The sequence below is a fragment of the Labrenzia sp. R5_0 genome (assembly GCF_017743835.1).
Lineage (GTDB): Bacteria > Pseudomonadota > Alphaproteobacteria > Rhizobiales > Stappiaceae > Roseibium > Roseibium algicola.
The window spans coordinates 1,421,377-1,438,221 of sequence record NZ_JAGHRK010000002.1; the positions used below are offsets into that span (position 1 = coordinate 1,421,377).

15 protein-coding genes are annotated in these 16,845 nt (G+C 60.1%); 5 read left to right on the forward strand and 10 right to left on the reverse strand.

The window, feature by feature from the left end; translation table 11 throughout:
• Positions 1-38: 38 nt before the first annotated feature.
• From J7447_RS15335 to J7447_RS15360, 6 genes are all read right to left on the reverse strand, one after another.
• Complete coding sequence (locus J7447_RS15335) at positions 39-947, reverse strand: sugar kinase (protein ID WP_031269370.1); 909 nt, start codon at positions 945-947, stop codon at positions 39-41.
• A gap of 194 nt (positions 948-1,141) precedes the next feature.
• Positions 1,142-1,963: a carbohydrate ABC transporter permease gene (locus tag J7447_RS15340; RefSeq protein ID WP_023001192.1), complete on the reverse strand. Its 822-nt coding sequence runs from the start codon at positions 1,961-1,963 to the stop codon at positions 1,142-1,144.
• Positions 1,960-2,850, reverse strand: a complete 891-nt coding sequence (locus J7447_RS15345) for a sugar ABC transporter permease (protein WP_023001191.1) — start codon at positions 2,848-2,850, stop codon at positions 1,960-1,962. Before J7447_RS15345 ends, J7447_RS15340 begins: the two co-directional genes overlap by 4 nt.
• A 120-nt stretch (positions 2,851-2,970) precedes the next feature.
• Positions 2,971-4,254, reverse strand: a complete 1,284-nt coding sequence (locus J7447_RS15350; protein ID WP_023001190.1) for an ABC transporter substrate-binding protein — start codon at positions 4,252-4,254, stop codon at positions 2,971-2,973.
• A 67-nt stretch (positions 4,255-4,321) separates the two neighbouring features.
• Positions 4,322-5,410, reverse strand: a complete 1,089-nt coding sequence (locus J7447_RS15355) for an ABC transporter ATP-binding protein (RefSeq protein WP_083660758.1) — start codon at positions 5,408-5,410, stop codon at positions 4,322-4,324.
• A complete protein-coding gene (locus J7447_RS15360) occupies positions 5,407-6,213 on the reverse strand; it encodes a DeoR/GlpR family DNA-binding transcription regulator (protein WP_075283664.1) in 807 nt (268 codons plus the stop codon). The genes J7447_RS15355 and J7447_RS15360 overlap by 4 nt, the downstream gene beginning before the upstream one ends.
• Positions 6,214-6,669: 456 nt before the next feature.
• Between J7447_RS15360 and J7447_RS15365 the strand changes: the two genes are divergently transcribed.
• From J7447_RS15365 to J7447_RS15385, 5 genes are all read left to right on the forward strand, one after another.
• Positions 6,670-8,172, forward strand: a complete 1,503-nt coding sequence (locus J7447_RS15365; protein ID WP_209170111.1) for an alkaline phosphatase — start codon at positions 6,670-6,672, stop codon at positions 8,170-8,172.
• Positions 8,173-8,302: 130 nt separating this feature from the next.
• Positions 8,303-8,761: a hypothetical protein gene (locus J7447_RS15370; RefSeq protein WP_209170112.1), complete on the forward strand. Its 459-nt coding sequence runs from the start codon at positions 8,303-8,305 to the stop codon at positions 8,759-8,761.
• Between the two features lie 9 nt (positions 8,762-8,770).
• Positions 8,771-9,451, forward strand: coding sequence for an ATP-binding cassette domain-containing protein (locus J7447_RS15375; RefSeq protein ID WP_209170113.1), 681 nt, complete (start codon positions 8,771-8,773; stop codon positions 9,449-9,451).
• On the forward strand, positions 9,444-10,766 hold the full coding sequence (locus J7447_RS15380; protein ID WP_209170114.1) for an FtsX-like permease family protein: 1,323 nt from the start codon (positions 9,444-9,446) through the stop codon (positions 10,764-10,766). The genes J7447_RS15375 and J7447_RS15380 overlap by 8 nt, the downstream gene beginning before the upstream one ends.
• Before the next feature lie 26 nt (positions 10,767-10,792).
• The gene (locus J7447_RS15385) at positions 10,793-11,356 is read left to right on the forward strand and encodes a copper chaperone PCu(A)C (RefSeq protein WP_209170115.1); all 564 of its coding nucleotides are present in this window, start codon (positions 10,793-10,795) and stop codon (positions 11,354-11,356) included.
• Positions 11,357-11,636: 280 nt separating this feature from the next.
• Here the strand turns inward: J7447_RS15385 and ugpC are convergent, their stop codons facing one another.
• The 4 genes from ugpC to J7447_RS15405 form a co-directional block, all read right to left on the reverse strand.
• Positions 11,637-12,728, reverse strand: coding sequence for a sn-glycerol-3-phosphate ABC transporter ATP-binding protein UgpC (ugpC, locus tag J7447_RS15390; RefSeq protein ID WP_209170116.1), 1,092 nt, complete (start codon positions 12,726-12,728; stop codon positions 11,637-11,639).
• Positions 12,729-12,761: 33 nt separating this feature from the next.
• On the reverse strand, positions 12,762-13,910 hold the full coding sequence (locus J7447_RS15395) for a carbohydrate ABC transporter permease (RefSeq protein ID WP_075283674.1): 1,149 nt from the start codon (positions 13,908-13,910) through the stop codon (positions 12,762-12,764).
• Positions 13,910-15,151 (reverse strand): sugar ABC transporter permease, encoded by a 1,242-nt coding sequence (locus J7447_RS15400; RefSeq protein WP_209170117.1) that lies wholly within the window; start codon positions 15,149-15,151, stop codon positions 13,910-13,912. The genes J7447_RS15395 and J7447_RS15400 overlap by 1 nt, the downstream gene beginning before the upstream one ends.
• Positions 15,152-15,295: 144 nt before the next feature.
• Entirely contained in the window at positions 15,296-16,663 is a 1,368-nt protein-coding gene (locus J7447_RS15405; protein ID WP_023001179.1) for an ABC transporter substrate-binding protein, read from the reverse strand.
• Positions 16,664-16,845: the final 182 nt, after the last annotated feature.

Consider the following 16,845-nt stretch of genomic DNA (forward strand, 5'->3'; position numbering starts at 1 on the left):
AAGCAATCAATCACCAGCCGAATCATACGGACTTACCCTCAGGCAGTTTCGAGGCAGGCAACGAGGGCACCACGATGCTGGATCACCTTGCCGGCGAGACGTGCACCCGCATTAACGCTTGCCGGGACGTCGCCCCCCGAAAGATACTTCGCCAGAAACGCCGCGTTGAAGCTGTCGCCGGCTGCAGTCGTATCGACAATGCTGGAAACCGGCGCTGGCTGGAAAGCCTGCCGGGAAACGGCATCCGCGCAGATCACCTCTTCCGGCCCGTTCTTGACCACGACCATGCCTGCCCCTGCTGCCAGATAGCGGTCAGCACTGACGTCAGGCGTTGCATCACCGAAATGGGCCAGCTCGTCCTCGAAGGACGGCATCAGGAAATCACAGCAGCCGGCAGCTTCCGTAACACTTGCCCGCATGGTGTCTGCATCTTCCCAAAGACGCGGACGCAGGTTCGGGTCGAACGCCGTTTTGGCACCGGCTTTTCGCGCGGTTCTGAGTGCGTCCAGAAATTTTACCCGGTCTTCCGGTGGAAGGATCGCAAGGGTAATCCCGCTGAAGTAGATCAACCCCGCACCACTAAGCGCAGATGCAAGATGTGTCCCGTCCGCGGCAAGACACCGGGCTGCCGATTGCGAACGCCAGTATGCGAAGCTGCGTTCGCCGTCCTTCAGCTGGATCATGTAGAGGCCGACGGTCCGGTCGTCCCGCTTCTGGATGGCAGCCGTCTCCAGGTCGGATTCTTTCAGGAAAGAAAGCATCTGCTCCGACACCTGATCGCGGCCAACCGCAGTGTAATAGCCGACGGTCCAGTCGGCAGGCAGGCATTTGCGCGCATACCAGGCGGTGTTGAGCGTATCGCCGGCAAACCCCATGGCATAGGTGCCCTCACCCGTTGGTGCCATCTCGACCATACATTCGCCAATGGCAAGGAATTTGAGTGACACGGCGGGGCTCCTCGATGCTCGGGGATCAGAAAAACTAAAGGCGAAAACCCCGCAGAAAACCGGGATTTAAATCCATTAGCATGAAAGCCCATGCCTTAAAAAGTGGCACAAAGGTCTATGCCCCTTGCCAAAGCGGTTTGGCCGTCCGGATGATGGTCATTCATCCCCGGTTTCTGCTGTTTCTCGGATTAATTTTATTTGATGCCGGCGCGCATGAAGCTTTGGACAAACTGCCTCTGGAACAGCAGAAAGGCGATCAGCAGCGGCCCGGAGGTCATCAACGTCGCTGCATTGATGACCGACCATTCCACCCCGCTGTCGATGGCCGAGAAGATGCTGAGACCGACGGTAACCGGGCGTGTGTCCACCGAGTTGGTCACGATCAGCGGCCACAGGAAATTGTTCCAGTGGTGACTGACGGAAACGAGGCCATAGGCAAGATAGGTCGGCTTTGCGAGCGGAATATAGACCCGCCACAACACGCCCAGAACCGAAGCACCCTCGATGCGCGCTGCCTCGTCCAATTCCTTCGGGATGGTCATGAAGGTTTGCCGCAGCAGGAAGATGCCGAAGCCGGACGCGATGTAGGGCAGCGCGATGGCGGGGATGGTGTCCACCAGATTGAGCATGCGCATGGTCTGATAGTTTTCCACCATCAGGATGTCCGGCATCACCAGAAGCTGCAGCAAGACAAGCGTAAAGAAGACATTGCGCCCGGGAAACTGGAACCGGGCGAAGGCAAAGGCGGCCAGTGTGCCGAGGAAAAACTGCCCGGCAAGGATCATCGACACCAGCAGGAAGGTGTTCAGGAAGTAACGGGCGAAGGGCGCCGCATCCCAGGCCTTTGAGAAATTGTCGAGTGTCAGCGGTGCAAGAAGCTCGAACCGTGCCTCGTAGGCCGCCGGATGAAAAGCGGTCCAGATGGCATAGGCCAGCGGCAGCACCCACAACAGTGCCAATGCCCAGGCAGCGAAGGTGTTGAGCACCCTGTCGAAGGAAAAGCCGGCGCCGGTCATTTGTAATGCACCTTGCGGTCGAAGAAGAAGAACTGGCCGATGGCAAGCAGCGACAGAAGCACCAGAAGAGCGACGGTGAGCGTTGCGCCATAGGCGGTTTCCCAGAAGCGGAATGCGACCTCGTAGATGTAGAACAGCAGCAGTGCCGAGGCGTTGTCCGGCCCACCGTCCGTCAGAATGAAGATATGGTCCACCAGGCGGAAGGAATTGATGACCGCGTTGACACAGACGAACAGGGTCGTCGGCATCAGGAGTGGAAAGGTGATCCGCCAGAAGATCGTCCAGCGCCCGGCGCCTTCGATCTGCGCGGCCTCCTTCAGCGTGACCGGAATTGCCTGCAGCGCCGCAAGATAAAAAATCATGAAGAAGCCGGCTTCCTTCCAGACGGTGACCACGATGATGGCGTTGAGCGCGGTATCCGGGTTGCCGAGATAGTTGCTGGCAGGCCAGCCAAACAGGGCACCGGTGATCTGGTCGACCAGGCCAAAGCCGGGCGTGTAGAAAAACATCCAGATGTTGGCGACGGCGATCAGAGGCAGAACGGTTGGCGTGAAATAGGCCATGCGCACGAAGCTTCTGCCAACCAGCCTGTCGTTGACCCAGAGCGCCATGACGATCGCCAGACCAACGGAGATCGGAATGGTGCCAAAGGCGAACCAGACGTTGTTCCAGAGTACTTTCCAGAACACCGGGTCATCCAGCATGCGCTCATAATTGGATAGGCCGATGAACTTGGCCGGGCGGCGTCCGCGCGGGGTGGAAAAAAAGCTGTTCAGGAACGTCGTGACCGCGGGGATGTGGGTAAAGGCAAACAGGAACACCATTGCCGGCAGCAACAGCAGCCAGCCGTGGATCCAGTCGCGTTTCAAGGCAATGCCCCGCTTCATGGTCTAGGCCCCGATAAGGAGAAAAACCCGACCTAAAGCAAATTGCGGTTAGGACGGCGAAAGGTCTGGAGAACGGGACGGAACACCGGAGTGGGACCCGGCGCTCCGCCCCGAATGGCGTTAGCGGTATTCGCTCAGGATCTCGTCGGCCTGCGCCTGAGCTTCCTTCAGAGCCGTTTCGGCATCCTTCTGGCCGGTGATAGCAGCAGCAAGCGCATCGTTGAAGATGCCGGTCACGCGCTGGTTCTGGTAGGTCGCCAGTTCAGCCTTGGCGAAGTCCAGCTGGTCGCGGGCAACCAGGACAGCCGGGAAATCAGCCGCATAGGCTTTCATCGTGTCGGTTTCCCAGGTTTCGGCGCGCGGAGCGACGTAACCTGTTGCGATGGTCCACTTCGCGGACTGTTCCGGAGCCGTGATCCACTGAACGAACTTGACGGCAGCCTTGTTCTGTTCGTCGGAAGCTCCCTTGAACAGGTAGAAGTTGCCACCGCCGGTCGGTGCGCCGCGCTGTGCCTTTTCCGGCAGCATGGCAACGCCGAACTTGAACGGAGCATTGTCACGAACGTTGGTGAGGTTGCCGGTGGAGGTCCACATCATGGCCGTCTGGCCTTCGAAAAAGGCTTTCGGCGTTGCGCCCCACTCGATGATGCCCGGAGCCATCACTTCGTGCTTGGTGCTGAGATCGACAAGATACTGCAGCGCCTCGACCACCTTGGGATCGTCGAAGTTGGTCTTGTTGCCGTCGGCATTGGCCAGGATCGCGCCGTTTTCGATGGCAAGGCCCTGGAACAGCCAGTACGGGAAACCGGAAGACGGAATACGCACGCCCCACTGGGTGACATTGCCGCTGTCGTCTTTCTTCGTCAGCTTCTTGCCGAATTCGACCATTTCGTCCCAGGTTGCCGGAGCGACCTCCGGATCAAGCCCGGCCGCTTCGAAGGCTTCCTTGTTCCAGTAGAGAACCGGCGTGGAGCGCTGGAACGGAATGCCGTAGGTCTTGCCGCCGGTCTGGCTGTTTTCCATGAATGCCGGATAAAAACCTTCGACCCATTTCTTGTCTTCGTCGCTGGTCAGATAGTCGTCGAAGGGCTGGATCAGATCCTCATCGATCAGGGTGAACATGTCGGCAGACAGGATCACCGAAAGCTGGGGCGGGTTGCCGCCGCGCGAAGCGGTGATCGCCTTGGCGACGGTGTCCTGGTAGGAGCCGGCATAAACGGCGTCGATTGTAACGTCCGGGTTCTGCGCAACATAGGCGTCGGTCAGTTCCTGGATGGTGTCAGCAGCCTTGCCGCCAACGGCGACCGGAAAATAGAATTGCAAATCAACAGCCTGAGCGGAGGCCCAGGTGCTGAAGGAAAGCGCCGTTGCCGCAACGGCTTTCAGGAAAGTGGACTTCAACATCAGTTTACTTCCTAAGGTTCGAAAATCCGCAGGTCTGCGGTCGGTCTACGCGGGCGTGCGCAGCAGGTCAGGAGCGCAACAAGGCTCCGAACTCGGAAATGAGATCGTCCCGGCGGCGGCCGGTATCGGCGTCGAAAACATGAAGATCGTCCGGCGAAAAGCCGAGCTGCACGGATTGGCCGGGCGTGAAGGCCCGGCTGGCCGGAAGGCGCACCTGAAAACCGGTGCCGGCAACTTCGCAATCGGCCAGCACATCCGCCCCCAGATACTCGACGGCACGAACAGACGCGTTGACCGGGCCGCCGTCTTCCAGATGCATTGCCTCCGGGCGCAGGCCGAGCTTGAAATCCGGCGCGGTGCACAGCTTCCTGAAGGCATTGGCCGGAAAGAGGTTCATTGGCGGGGTGCCGATGAAACGGGCGGCAAACGGCGTTGCCGGTTTTTCGTAAAGATCCCGCGGGCTCGCCACCTGCTCCAGCCGGCCACCATTCAAAAGCACCACCTGATCGGCCATGGTGATGGCCTCGACCTGATCATGCGTGACATAGACCATCGTGAAGCCGAGCTGCTGCTGCAGCGCGCGGATCTCCACCCGCATTTCATGGCGCAGCTTGGCGTCGAGATTGGACAGCGGCTCGTCCATCAGGCAGATCGGCTTTTCGCCGATGATTGCCCGCCCAAGGGCGACACGCTGCTGCTGACCGCCCGAAAGCTGACCCGGCTTGCGCTCCAGCAACTGGCCAAGGCCCAGCAGATCGGCAACCCGTGCAAGACGCCGGTCCCGCTCGGCCCGGCCGACCCGGCGGACCTTCAGGCCGAAGATGATGTTCTCACCGACATTCAGATGCGGAAACAGCGCATAGGACTGGAACACCATGGCAAGGTCACGCTTGGCCGACGGACGGCCAGTGACATCCTCTCCGCCGATCAGGATGCGTCCGCTACTGACATTCTCGAGGCCCGCAATCATGCGCAATGTCGTTGACTTGCCACAGCCGGACGGCCCCAGAAGTGCCGTGAAGGAGCCTGCCGGAATATCGATCGACAGGCCATCGACGGCCACCGTCTCACCCCAGGTACGCGACACCGTTTCAAGGACGATCGGCTTGCCGGCGCCAGAGGGTTTCGCACCCGGGATATGCGGATCTGATGTCACGCCTCATCCCCGTCTTCAGCCACGAACACTTCCGTTTTCGTGCCTTCCAGCGATGCCAGGAAAACATCCGGCACCGGGCAATCGGTGAAGATCGCATCGACATCGCTGAGTTGACCGCCGCGCACATGGGCGTTCCGGCCGAACTTGCTGTGATCGAGGACCAGATAGGACCGGCGGCAATTGGCGAGTATCGACTGGCGGGCCGCCACTTCGTCCTCATGGAAATCCAGCAGCGTGCCGTCTTCATCGACACCTGCGACACCAAAAATGCCGATATCGACCTTGTAGTTGGAGAAGAACGCCTGCGCTGCGGACCCCAGCACGTCGCGGTCGCCATGACGCAACCGCCCGCCGGTGATGGTCACCTGAAACGACGGATTGACTGAAGCCGTGAAGGCCACGTTCAGATTGTTCGTGAAAACCGCCAGTTTCTCGTGCCCAACCAGGGCCTGCATCACGATCTCCGGGGTGGTGCCGATGGAAAACGCGATCGACTGGTTGTTGCCGACGTGGCCGGCCACCAGTTTCGCAATCAGCTGCTTTTCCGGAAGATTGAGGATCTGCCGGGTGGAATAATGGATGTTGGACGCCGGTGCCGGAGGCTCGACGCCGCCGTGGGTCCGGCGCAAGATCCCCAGTTCGCAAAGACCGTTGACGTCCCTGCGAATTGTCTGCGTGGTCACCTCGAACCGGTCCGCCAGTTCCTCGACAGACGCAAACCCTGCCTTTTGTACCAGATCCGCGATTTCGGCCTGACGCTTTGAAATGTCTATTTGCCCAAGCATGTTCTTCTGATCCGCCATCGTCCCCTCTCCTCCTGCAAATGCAGAAGGCCAGTTGCTCCAAAGGCATCATGTTGACTCGAAAAAGCCTGACTTCGAAGCCCGTTAAAACATTTTCATATGAACCTTATTCGACGCTCATATGAAAATGATGTGACAATAGGGGATAGCGAGCAGCCCAGGAACACAGGACGCGACAGCGTCCTCAGATTTCAGGACACCATTTTTCTATCTGTAATTGCCCGGGCTTTTCACGAGGCTGCCAGGTCGATTACCCGGCCGGGGACCAACCCTGCGGTTCGATGACAAGACGCTACCGAAGAAGAGACAAGACGGCGCAAAAGTAGAAGAATTGAATTCAATCGTGGAGGTTATGTAATAAAATAACAAATCTGTTTCGTCATCCAACTGTCAATCAGATGTCATGCAGCGTTTTTAAGTAGCTCCCGGGATGCACCCTCACCTCCGGGAGATATCATGAAAACGATCGTTTGCACTTCGCTGGCGCTGGCCCTTACAGGCTCTGTTGCCTTTGCTCAGGACGCCCTGCCGCAAGCCTCCAGCCAGTGGTACAAGGATGGCGAAGCCACCATTCAGGCCATTTTGGACCGTCAGCCGAACACCAACCGCGCCAAGAACGTGATCCTGCTGATCGCTGACGGCAACGGTGTCGGCACCAACTACGCCACGCGCCTTTTCGACGGTCAGCAGAAAGGCATGCTGGGCGAGGAAAACGTTCTCCCGTACGAAACTCCGGAGTTCTACAGCGCCCTGGTCAAGACCTACAACATCAACGCCCAGACGCCGGACTCCGCTCCGACCGCCGGTTCGATGAACACAGGCGTGAAGCAGCGCTTCAACCTGATCAACCTCGGTGAAGAAGCCATCCATGACGATTGCTCCACCGTCGAAGGCAACCAGCTTGCCCTGTTCTCCGAAATGATGACCGAAGCCGGCAAGTCTGTCGGCGTGGTTTCCACCGCCCGTCTGACCCACGCAACTCCGGCTGCCGTCTACGCCAAGACCGCAAACCGCAACTGGGAAGACGCGGTGCCGGAAGGCTGCACTGCACAGAAGGACATCGCGACCCAGCTGATCGACGCCATGGAAGCCGGCACCGTTGATTTCGCAATGGGCGGCGGTGGCCGTTATTTCCTGCCGAAGGACAAGGAAATGGGTGGGCTGAAGGGCCGCCGCGAAGACAATGTCGACCTGGTTGAGCGTGCAACCGGACTGGGTGCACAGTTCGCATCCGACACCGCCGGTTTCCAGTCGCTGAAGCTTGACGGCTCCAGCCCCGTACTGGCCCTGTTCAACAACAGCCACATGGAATATGAGGCCGACCGCGCCGACAATGACGAGCCGTCCCTGGCCGACATGACCAAGGCAGCCATCGAATATCTGTCCAAGAACGAAGGCGGCTACTACCTGGAAATCGAAGCCGGCCGCGTCGACCACGCCAACCATGACGGCAATGCGGCCCGCGCCATGCGCGACGGTGTTGCCTTTGCAGAAGCCGTTGCCATGGCTGACGAGCTGACCAACGATGAAGACACGCTCATCATCGTCACCGCCGACCACGAACATGCCATCGCCTTCAACGGCTATTGCGGCCGCGGTTCGGCCATCCTCGGCCTTTGCTACGACGTTGCCCAGGTGGGCATCAAGCATTCCGACAAGGTTCTGACCGCGGACGACGGCAAGCCGTACACCGTGATCGGTTACCTGAACGGCACCGGTTCGGTTCTGAAGAAGGGCGAAGGCGAAAACGACTACACCGGCTCGCGCCCGGACCTCGACCAGGAAACCGCCACCGATCTGGACTACGTCCAGCAGGCGCTGATCCCCAAGTCCTCCGAAACCCATTCGGGTGAAGATGTTGCGGTCTACGCAAAGGGCCCGTGGGCACATCTGGTCGATGGCACCATCGAGCAGAACGTTATCTTCCACGTCATGAACCACGCTGTGAACGCCCAATAAGCCTTCAGCCAGCGTCCAACACGCGCTCAGCGGGATCCCTGGTCGAATACCGGCCAGGGATCCTGAAGGCCTGCCGCCCGGCAGGCCTTTGCCTGTTTGTCATATTAGCCGGATAAGTTAGGAGCATGAATTGGCCAGAACCAGGGATGTCATGAACCGCAGACAGCTTATCGTCGGGCTCGGCCTCGCTCCGTTTGCCGGAATTCTGCTGCCGGACACGGCCTGTGCGGCAGACGCCCCCCTCAAGTTGCGCACGCTTTACAACAAGGACCGGAGCTTTTCCGACCTCGCCCATTCACTGGAAGGCACCAGGGTATCAGTCGGTGGCTACATGGCCCCACCCCTGAAGGCCGACAGCCAGTTCTTCGTGCTCACCAAGATTCCGATGGCAGTTTGCCCGTTCTGTGAAACCGAGGCGGAATGGCCGCGGGACATTCTCGCCATCTACACCAAGCGCATTGTCGACGTGGTCGCCTTCAACAGCAAGATCGTGACACGGGGCGTTCTTGAACTGGGAACCTTCAAGGATCCAGAGACCGGGTTCGTCAGCCGGGCAAGACTTGTCGATGCTGTCTATGAACGCAGCTGACAGCGTCTCATGAATCTTGCTCTTCAAGTCGACGATCTCCGCGTCAGGACACCCGGTGGCCGGGTGCTGCTCTCCTGCGATCACTTTGATGCAACACCAGGCGCAACCATCGGCCTGCGTGGCCCGTCAGGTGCCGGGAAATCGACCTTTCTCTACGCGCTCGCCGGACTGCATCCGGGCATGACAGGTCATATCCGCTGGGGTGCAACCGATCTGGTGCAGCTGAACGACGCCGCCCGCGCCGCGTTCCGCCGCAGCCATGTCGGGCTGATCTTCCAGGACTTCCTGCTGTTTGAGGAACTGAGCGCCCTTGGCAACGCCTCCCTTGCAACGTCGTTCAACCCGGCAGAAAAGCGCCGGTCGATCACCGACACCGCACGGGATTTTCTCAAGAGCCTCAAGGTGCCGGCAGAAGCGCGGACCGTAGACAGTTTTTCCGGCGGCGAACGCCAACGCACTGCGATTGCCCGCGCGCTGGCCCACAACCCCGCGATCATTCTCGCGGACGAACCGACGGCAAGCCTCGACCGCAAGACCGCCGATGCCCTGATCGAAGACCTGATCAGCCTGACACGCGCGCGGAACAAGACGCTGATCGCCGTCAGCCACGACCAGCATCTGCTGGACCGGATGGATAGGATCATAGAAGTTACGGACGGCCACCTGCAGACGGAGGCCGCCGGTGCCTGACTTTTTCGCAGACCGCTGGCAGGACCTTTCGCCGCTTGCCCAGGACACGCTGTGGCTCGTGCTGCTGCTGTTACCCGCCGTGATAACCGGCCTGATCGTGATCTGGGGCTTCCGGCCACAGGCGCTGGTCGGAGCACTGCTCTGGCGCTTCCGCTGGACCAATCTGACCTTCGTTTTCCTGATCGCCATTTCCATCGGTATCGGCGTTGGCCTGATAGCCCAGGAACGCGGCCTCAGAAAGGGAACGGCACGGGCAGCGGAACAGTTCGATCTGATCGTCGCAGCCCCTGGCAGCGAAATCACCATGATGTTTGCCGCCGTCTATCTGCAACCAAGCGACGTGCCGCTTCTGGGCGGCGAGATCTACAACGAGATTGCCACCCATGACGACGTCGACCTTGCCGCCCCGATTGCCTTCGGCGACAGCTACCTGTCGTCACCCGTTGTCGGCACCACGCCGCAGTTCGTCACGCATCTGGCAGGGAACCTTGCCGAAGGCAGGCTCTTTGCCGGCAGCGGGGAAGCGGTTGCCGGCTCGCGGGTCGACCTGAAGCTTGGCGAGACATTCGAACCCGCGCACGGCATTGGTGACAGCGCGGAAGAAGATGCCCACGCCGGCCACGCGCTCACCATCGTCGGCAGGATGCCGCCCACCGGCAGCCCGTGGGACAAGGCCATTCTCGTTCCGGTGGAAAGCGTCTGGGAAGTGCACGGGCTGACCAATGGCCATGGCCCGGAACGACAGACACAGATCGGCCCGCCGTTTGACGCGGATTATTTCCCGGGAACACCGGCGATACTCGTTCATGCCAATGAGCTCTGGGCGAATTACGCCCTGCGGTCCGAGTTTACCCGCGACGACACCATGGCGTTCTTCCCCGGCGCGGTGCTTGCGCAACTTCATGCACTCATGGGGGACATCCGCCAGATCATGTCGGTGATGGCGGTGCTGACCCAGGTGCTGGTGACCGCTGGCGTCCTGACGGGGCTGATAGCCCTTGCCCGGCTGTTCGCCAGGCGTCTGGCACTCCTGCGGGCTCTCGGGGCACCGGGACGCTTCGTCTTTGCCGTGGTCTGGTCCTATGCCGCCACCCTGATTGTCCTGGGCTCGGTCGCCGGGCTGGGCGTCGGCCGGATCGCGGTCGATGTCATCTCCTCAATCGTCACCTCCCGAACGGACATTCTGGTGACGGCAACGCTCGACTGGCCGGAGTTTCACCTCATCGCCGGTTTCGTCAGTCTGACGGTGCTGCTCGCGCTTTTGCCTGCCTTCATGGCAATGTCACGTAATATCATTACTGATTTGCGCGCCTGACCTGAAGCCCGAAGGATCTTCCCGATATGCGCGCCCTTGCCGTCCTGTTGCCGCTGCTGCTCTGCCTGCCACACTCTGCTTTGGCGTCCGGCACACCTACTGCCTCCGAAACAGGGCATGGCGATGCAGAAGCACACGAAAAGCATGACGAAGCCGAACATCATCACGATGAGGATGAAGGCAGCCACGAAGGCGCGTCTGAAGGCGTGCGTGCTGTCCATGCCTGGATCCGGGAGACATCGGGCAACTCCGCGCTGCTTTTCGTCAACATCGAGAACACCTCCGGACGGCAGGTAAAGCTGGTTGGCGGTCACACCGAGATCGCCTCGAAGGTCGAACTGGTCGGCTTTGCCCTGAAGGACGGTGAAACCGGCTACGATCCCCTGCCGCCCGTTCCGATCCAACCGGGCAAGTCCCTCGTTCTTGCTCCCAACGCCCTGGCCCTGCGCCTCGGCGGCCTTACCCGCCCTTTCCGGGAAGGAGAGGAATTCGAAATCGAGATCGAATTCGATTTCGGCCATATCGAGATGCAGGCCCAGGTCGAATCCATCAATGCAACCCGGCACAGCCACGCCGGGCATCAGCATTAGATCTGCCGGGATTAGAGGCAGGGATTAAGTGGGGTTGGCATCCCAAGCTTCAGTCGATGAATACCCCCACCCCTAACCCCTCCCCACAAGGGGGAGGGGGATCAGTCCGTGCAGATTGAAAAGATCTCACTTGTCTGCCCGAATACCTGAAAAGGGATAGCGGGTTTCAGCGCACCTACATAGTGGCGCGGTAAAGCATTAGTCCCCCTCCCCCTTGTGGGGAGGGGTTAGGGGTGAGGGGCAACAGCGTTACCAAAAACACCCAACCCTGCCGGGAATATCACCTGTACAGGAACGACCGCCCCTCGCCATCGAACAGATGCAGCTTTTCCGGCGGGGCCGTCAGGCGCAGCTCCGTGCCCTTTTTGACCTTGTAGATACCCGGGATCTTGGCAATGAAAGCATCGTGGCCTTCTCTCGGCGCGAAATAGAGCACTGTTGTCTCGCCGAGGGCTTCCACGATTTCGACATTCGCCGCGACCAGATAATCGTCACCTTCGGTAACGCTGAGATCTTCCGGACGCACCCCCAGCTTGACCAGCGCCCCCTTGTCGCTGTCGAGCGAGGCAATCGGTACATCCGCATGACCGCCATCGGACATCTGGACGGATGTCAACTGGCCGGTCGCCATCACCTTGGCATCAACGAGGTTCATCGCCGGAGAGCCGATGAACTGGGCAACGAACGTGTTTGCGGGACGCTCGTAAAGGTCCAGCGGCGCACCGAATTGTTCCACGTCTCCACCATGCAGCACGACAATCCGGGTCGCGAGGGTCATCGCTTCCACCTGGTCGTGGGTGACGTAGATCATGGTGCTTTCCGGCATGCTCTCCTTCAGCTGTGCGATCTCGATCCGGGTGGCGACACGCAAGGCGGCATCAAGGTTCGACAGCGGTTCGTCGAACAGGAATACCTTGGGATCCCGCACGATCGAGCGGCCGATGGCAACGCGCTGGCGTTGACCGCCGGACAGTGCTTTCGGCAGGCGGTCGAGATAGGCAGTGAGCTGCAGTCTGTCCGCAGCCGCCCGCACGGCCTTGTCGATTTCGTCGCGTGACTTGCCCGCCAGCTTCAGGGCGAAGGCCATATTGTCGTAGACCGTCATGTGCGGATAAAGCGCATAGGACTGGAACACCATGGCAATGCCGCGCTGTGCCGGCGGCACATCGTTGACGACCACTCCGTCGATCTCCAGCGTTCCGCCGGTGATCTTTTCAAGTCCTGCGATCATCCGCAGCAATGTCGACTTTCCGCACCCGGACGGACCGACGAAAACGATCAGCTCGCCTGCGTTGATCTCCATGTTGATGTTGCGCAGAACTTCGACCGATCCATAGGACTTGCTGACATTCTTCAAGGACAACGATGTCATGCCGGCTGCTCCCGATTGTTGATTTTGTTCATGTTATTTCACCGACCCGGCCAACAGGCCGCGCACGAGATAGCGCTGCATCGCGAAGAACACGAAGAGCGGCACGGCAATGGACACAAAGGCCGCCGTCGCGAGAATTTCCCAGTTGCCGCCGCGCGTTCCCAGGAGTTCGACGATCTGGTTGGTCATCACCGTGGTCGAGCCTGTGGCATCAATCAGGAACACTTTGGCCACCAGCAGATCGTTCCAGGTCCACAGGAACTGGAAGATGGCGAAGGACGCCAGGGCCGGAAAGCTGAGCGGCAGGATGATGCGGGTGAAGATCTGGAAATCCGTCGCCCCGTCCACCTTGGCATTCTCGATGATGTCCCGCGGCAATCCGACCATGTAGTTCCTGAGCAGATAGACCGCGAGCGGCATGCCGAAGGCCGTATGGGCCAGCCAGACCCCCATGTAGCCCTTGCCGATACCGACGGCGAGATGGAGCCGCAGCAGCGGAATGAGCGCCAGTTGCAACGGCACGACGAGCAGCGCCACAACGGCGGCGATCAAGAGGGCGCGGCCGGGAAATTCCATCCAGGCAAGCGCATAGGCTGCGAACGCCGCAATGACGATCGGGATGATCGTCGCCGGAATGGTGACCGTCAGCGTGTTGAAGAACGCCTTGCCCATGTTGTCCTGTCCGGTGCCGGAAAAGAGGATGGTCTGGTAGTTTTCCAGCGTGAATTCCGGCGGCACGGTCGCGGTCACGAAAACACGCTGGCCACGGCCGGAGATCTGCTTGTCATTGCCCTTCCAGACATAGGACCCGTCGGCCTGGAGCGTCAGGCTTTCGCCATCACCCATATCCGCCGTTTCGCCCGGCTGGTAAGCAGACACGTCTCTGGACGAGACGCCCCACGAGCGGATCTCGCGCGGCTCGCCTTCGAAGATGTTGCCGGACACGGTGAAAAGGTCTCCATCGGCAACACGGGTCTCGTCCGGATCCGAAGTCCGGTAGACCTCGTTCTGTTCGGCCGGAAACAGCGCCGCCCACCAGCCTGAGCTGGAGATCTGGTCCGCGGTCCGGAAGGACGAGACGAAAAGCCCGACAGTCGGAAACAGCCACAACAGAACGAGCGCTGCGACGGAAATCTGAACGGCCCAGGTCAGGCCGGATTTTTTCCCAGCAATACTGGCCATCACTTCATCTCCTTCCGGGCGTTGTAAACGTTCCAGGCGAGGATCGGCGTGACGAGCAGCATGATGATGATGGCACTCGCCGACCCCACTCCCCAATCGTTGGCACGGAAAAGCTTGTCGTACATGTAGTTGGCCAAAACCTGGGTCTCCCACTGGCCGTTGGTCATCGCGAAGACGATGTCGAACACCTTGAGCACGGTAAGCGTGATCGTCGTCCAGACGACTACGATGGTCCCCATGATCTGCGGCACCTTGATCTTGAAGAAGATCTGGAACGGATTGGCACCGTCAACGATCGCAGCTTCCACGGTTTCCTCCGGAATGCCGCGCAGGGCCGCGGACAGGATCACCATGGCAAAACCGGTCTGGATCCAGATCAGCACCACCATCAGGAAGAAGTTGTTCCACAGCGGCAAGGTCAGCCAGGTCTGCGGTTCGCCGTAAGGCACCTCGGCAATCCAGACACCGAGCGCGGAACTCAGCGAAATCCAGATCAGCCAGATCCCGCCAACGGCGACCAGAAGGCGCAGGGGCAGAAGCCAGATCGACTTGTCCTCCCCCCGGGCGACAATGCCGCGCACGAAGGTCCAGGCCACATAGGCAACAACAACAGCGAACGCCAGCAGGAGAAGGGTCGGCAGAAGCTGAAGAAAGACAACGGAGCCGATGCCACCGTCAAACTTCAGCCAGATCGCGTTCAGAACGCCGATCTGGTTCTGATCGGCGGCGCGCGTATCGTAGATCAGCTTGAAGATGACCGATGCGCCAACGAAAGAGATCGCCATCGGCATGAAGATCAGCGACTTGGCGAAGTTGCCCCATCTGATCCGGTCCGTGAGCTGGGCGACCAGCAGCCCGAAAGCCGTCGAGGCAGCCGGCACGACAATCAGCCATAGCATGTTGTTGCGCACCGCTTCCCAGAACTTCGCCTCGTTCATCATCTGGCGATAGTTGGCAAGGCCGACAAAAGCCCCTCCCTGGGAGCGGTCTGTCAGCGACAGTCGCAAGGTCTCGAAGACCGGATAGGCAAGATACAGCGTCAGCGCGAACAAGGCCGGGAACAGGAACAGCCAGGGCCGGATCATGTTGGCCCGGTTGATGTTCTTTCCTGCATTGGGGCCGCGCGCCGGAAACAGGACCTTGTCGAGAAAGACATTCGAAAAGAAGAAATAGGCAAGGCAGGCTCCAACGCCAACGACGATGGTAAAGAGCCCTAACAGTGCCGGATTGTCCGATAGCATGGCCGTTCCCTCCCATTATTGATTATGGGGAGGCACCCGGAAGACCGGGGGCTTCCTGCGTTTAGGAACTTTGTTTCTTGGACGTTTTCGCCGATCCGTCAGAAGAACGGCCAGCCTCCCTGGGGAGACCGGCCGCCTGAAGGATTACTTGAGGGCGTCCCAGCTTTTCTGGATTTCCTCGGCGACGGCTTTTGCGTCCTTGCCGCCGGTATAGTCGACCATTCCGGTCCAGAACGTGCCCGCGCCAACGGCACCCGGCATCAGGTCGGAGCCATCGAAACGGAAGGTGCTGGCATTGACCAGGATCTCGCCCTGACCGCGCAGCGTGTCGTCCTTGTAGGCTGCCGGGTTGGCACCCTTGTGAGGCGTCAGGAAGCCGGTCTGGGCCATCATCACTTCATGCGAGAGCGGCAGTTCGAAGAACTTCATCAGTTCGTTGGTCGCGTCGGACGGATTGGTGATCGCCATCAGCGTGCCACCACCGAGGACCGGGCTGCCGAGATCCTTTTCCGCGTAGGCCGGGAAGTAGAAGAAGTCGACGTCGGTGCCGAACTCGACCCCATCCGGGAAGAAGGCCGGCACGAAGGATGCCTGGCGGTGCAGGTAGCACTGTGGCGGCGAGGAGAAGAGACCTTTCGGGCTGTCACGGAAATCGGTGGAAGCAACGGCTCCCGCGCCTCCCGCGACCTTGGCATCGTCGCGTGCGAACCAGCCGAATTCCTCGATCGCGGCAACGACACGCTCGTCGTCAAAGGGGATCTCGTTGGTGGTCCACTGGTCGTAGACGTCAGCCGGCTGCGTGCGCAGCATCAGATCCTCGACCCAGTCGGTTGCCGGCCAGCCCGTGGCAGCACCTGAACCCAGACCGATACACCAGGGTGTTTCGCCATCGGCAACGATCTGCTCGGTCAGCGCCTTCAGCTCTTCCATGGTCGTCGGCACTTCATAGCCGGCGTCCTCGAAGTTTTCCGGCACGTACCAGACAAGGCTCTTGACGTTGACGTTGTAGAAGAAGCCGAACAGCTGATCCTGGCCGTCGGCATCCTTGTAGGTGCCGAGGTTCACCCAGCTTTCGCCGGCCCCGTAGTTGTTGGCGACCCAGTCGGCCATGCCTTCCGGGAGCGGCTTCAGCAGGCCGCGCGCAGCCATGTCGGCGGCAAGGCCCGGCTGCGGGAAGACTGCGATATTCGGTGCGGCGCCGGCTTCGGCATCAATCACGATCTGCTGTTCGAAGGAATCCGAACCGGTGTAAATGACTTCAGCGCCGGTAGCTTCGGTGAAATAGGCCAGCACGTTGCGGAAATAGCCGTCTTCCGGCTGCAGCCACGGGCCGGCGATCGTCACGGTCTGCCCCTTCAGGTCAGGCGCGCTCTCAGCCCATGCGTTGTAGCTGTCCCAGTTGAACGGGCCTTCGCCCGGAGCGAATTTCAGGTCAGCCGCGGATGCAGAGCCCGCGCCAAGCCCGATGGCAAGCGCCAGACCTGCCGTGCAGGCTTTCAAACGTAGTTTCATATCTGTCCTCCCAGATTGTCCCTATGCTGGAACACTCCACCCAAGGTGGCATACCTCGCCACCTTGCAGCAATACCTACCCGTTTTTCCAGGTCGGCAATTCTACCAGAACCCTTTATCCAAACCGCTTTGGATTTGGCCCTAACCATGTCTTCAGGCTTCGGCCTTGTCAAGCGCGCAACT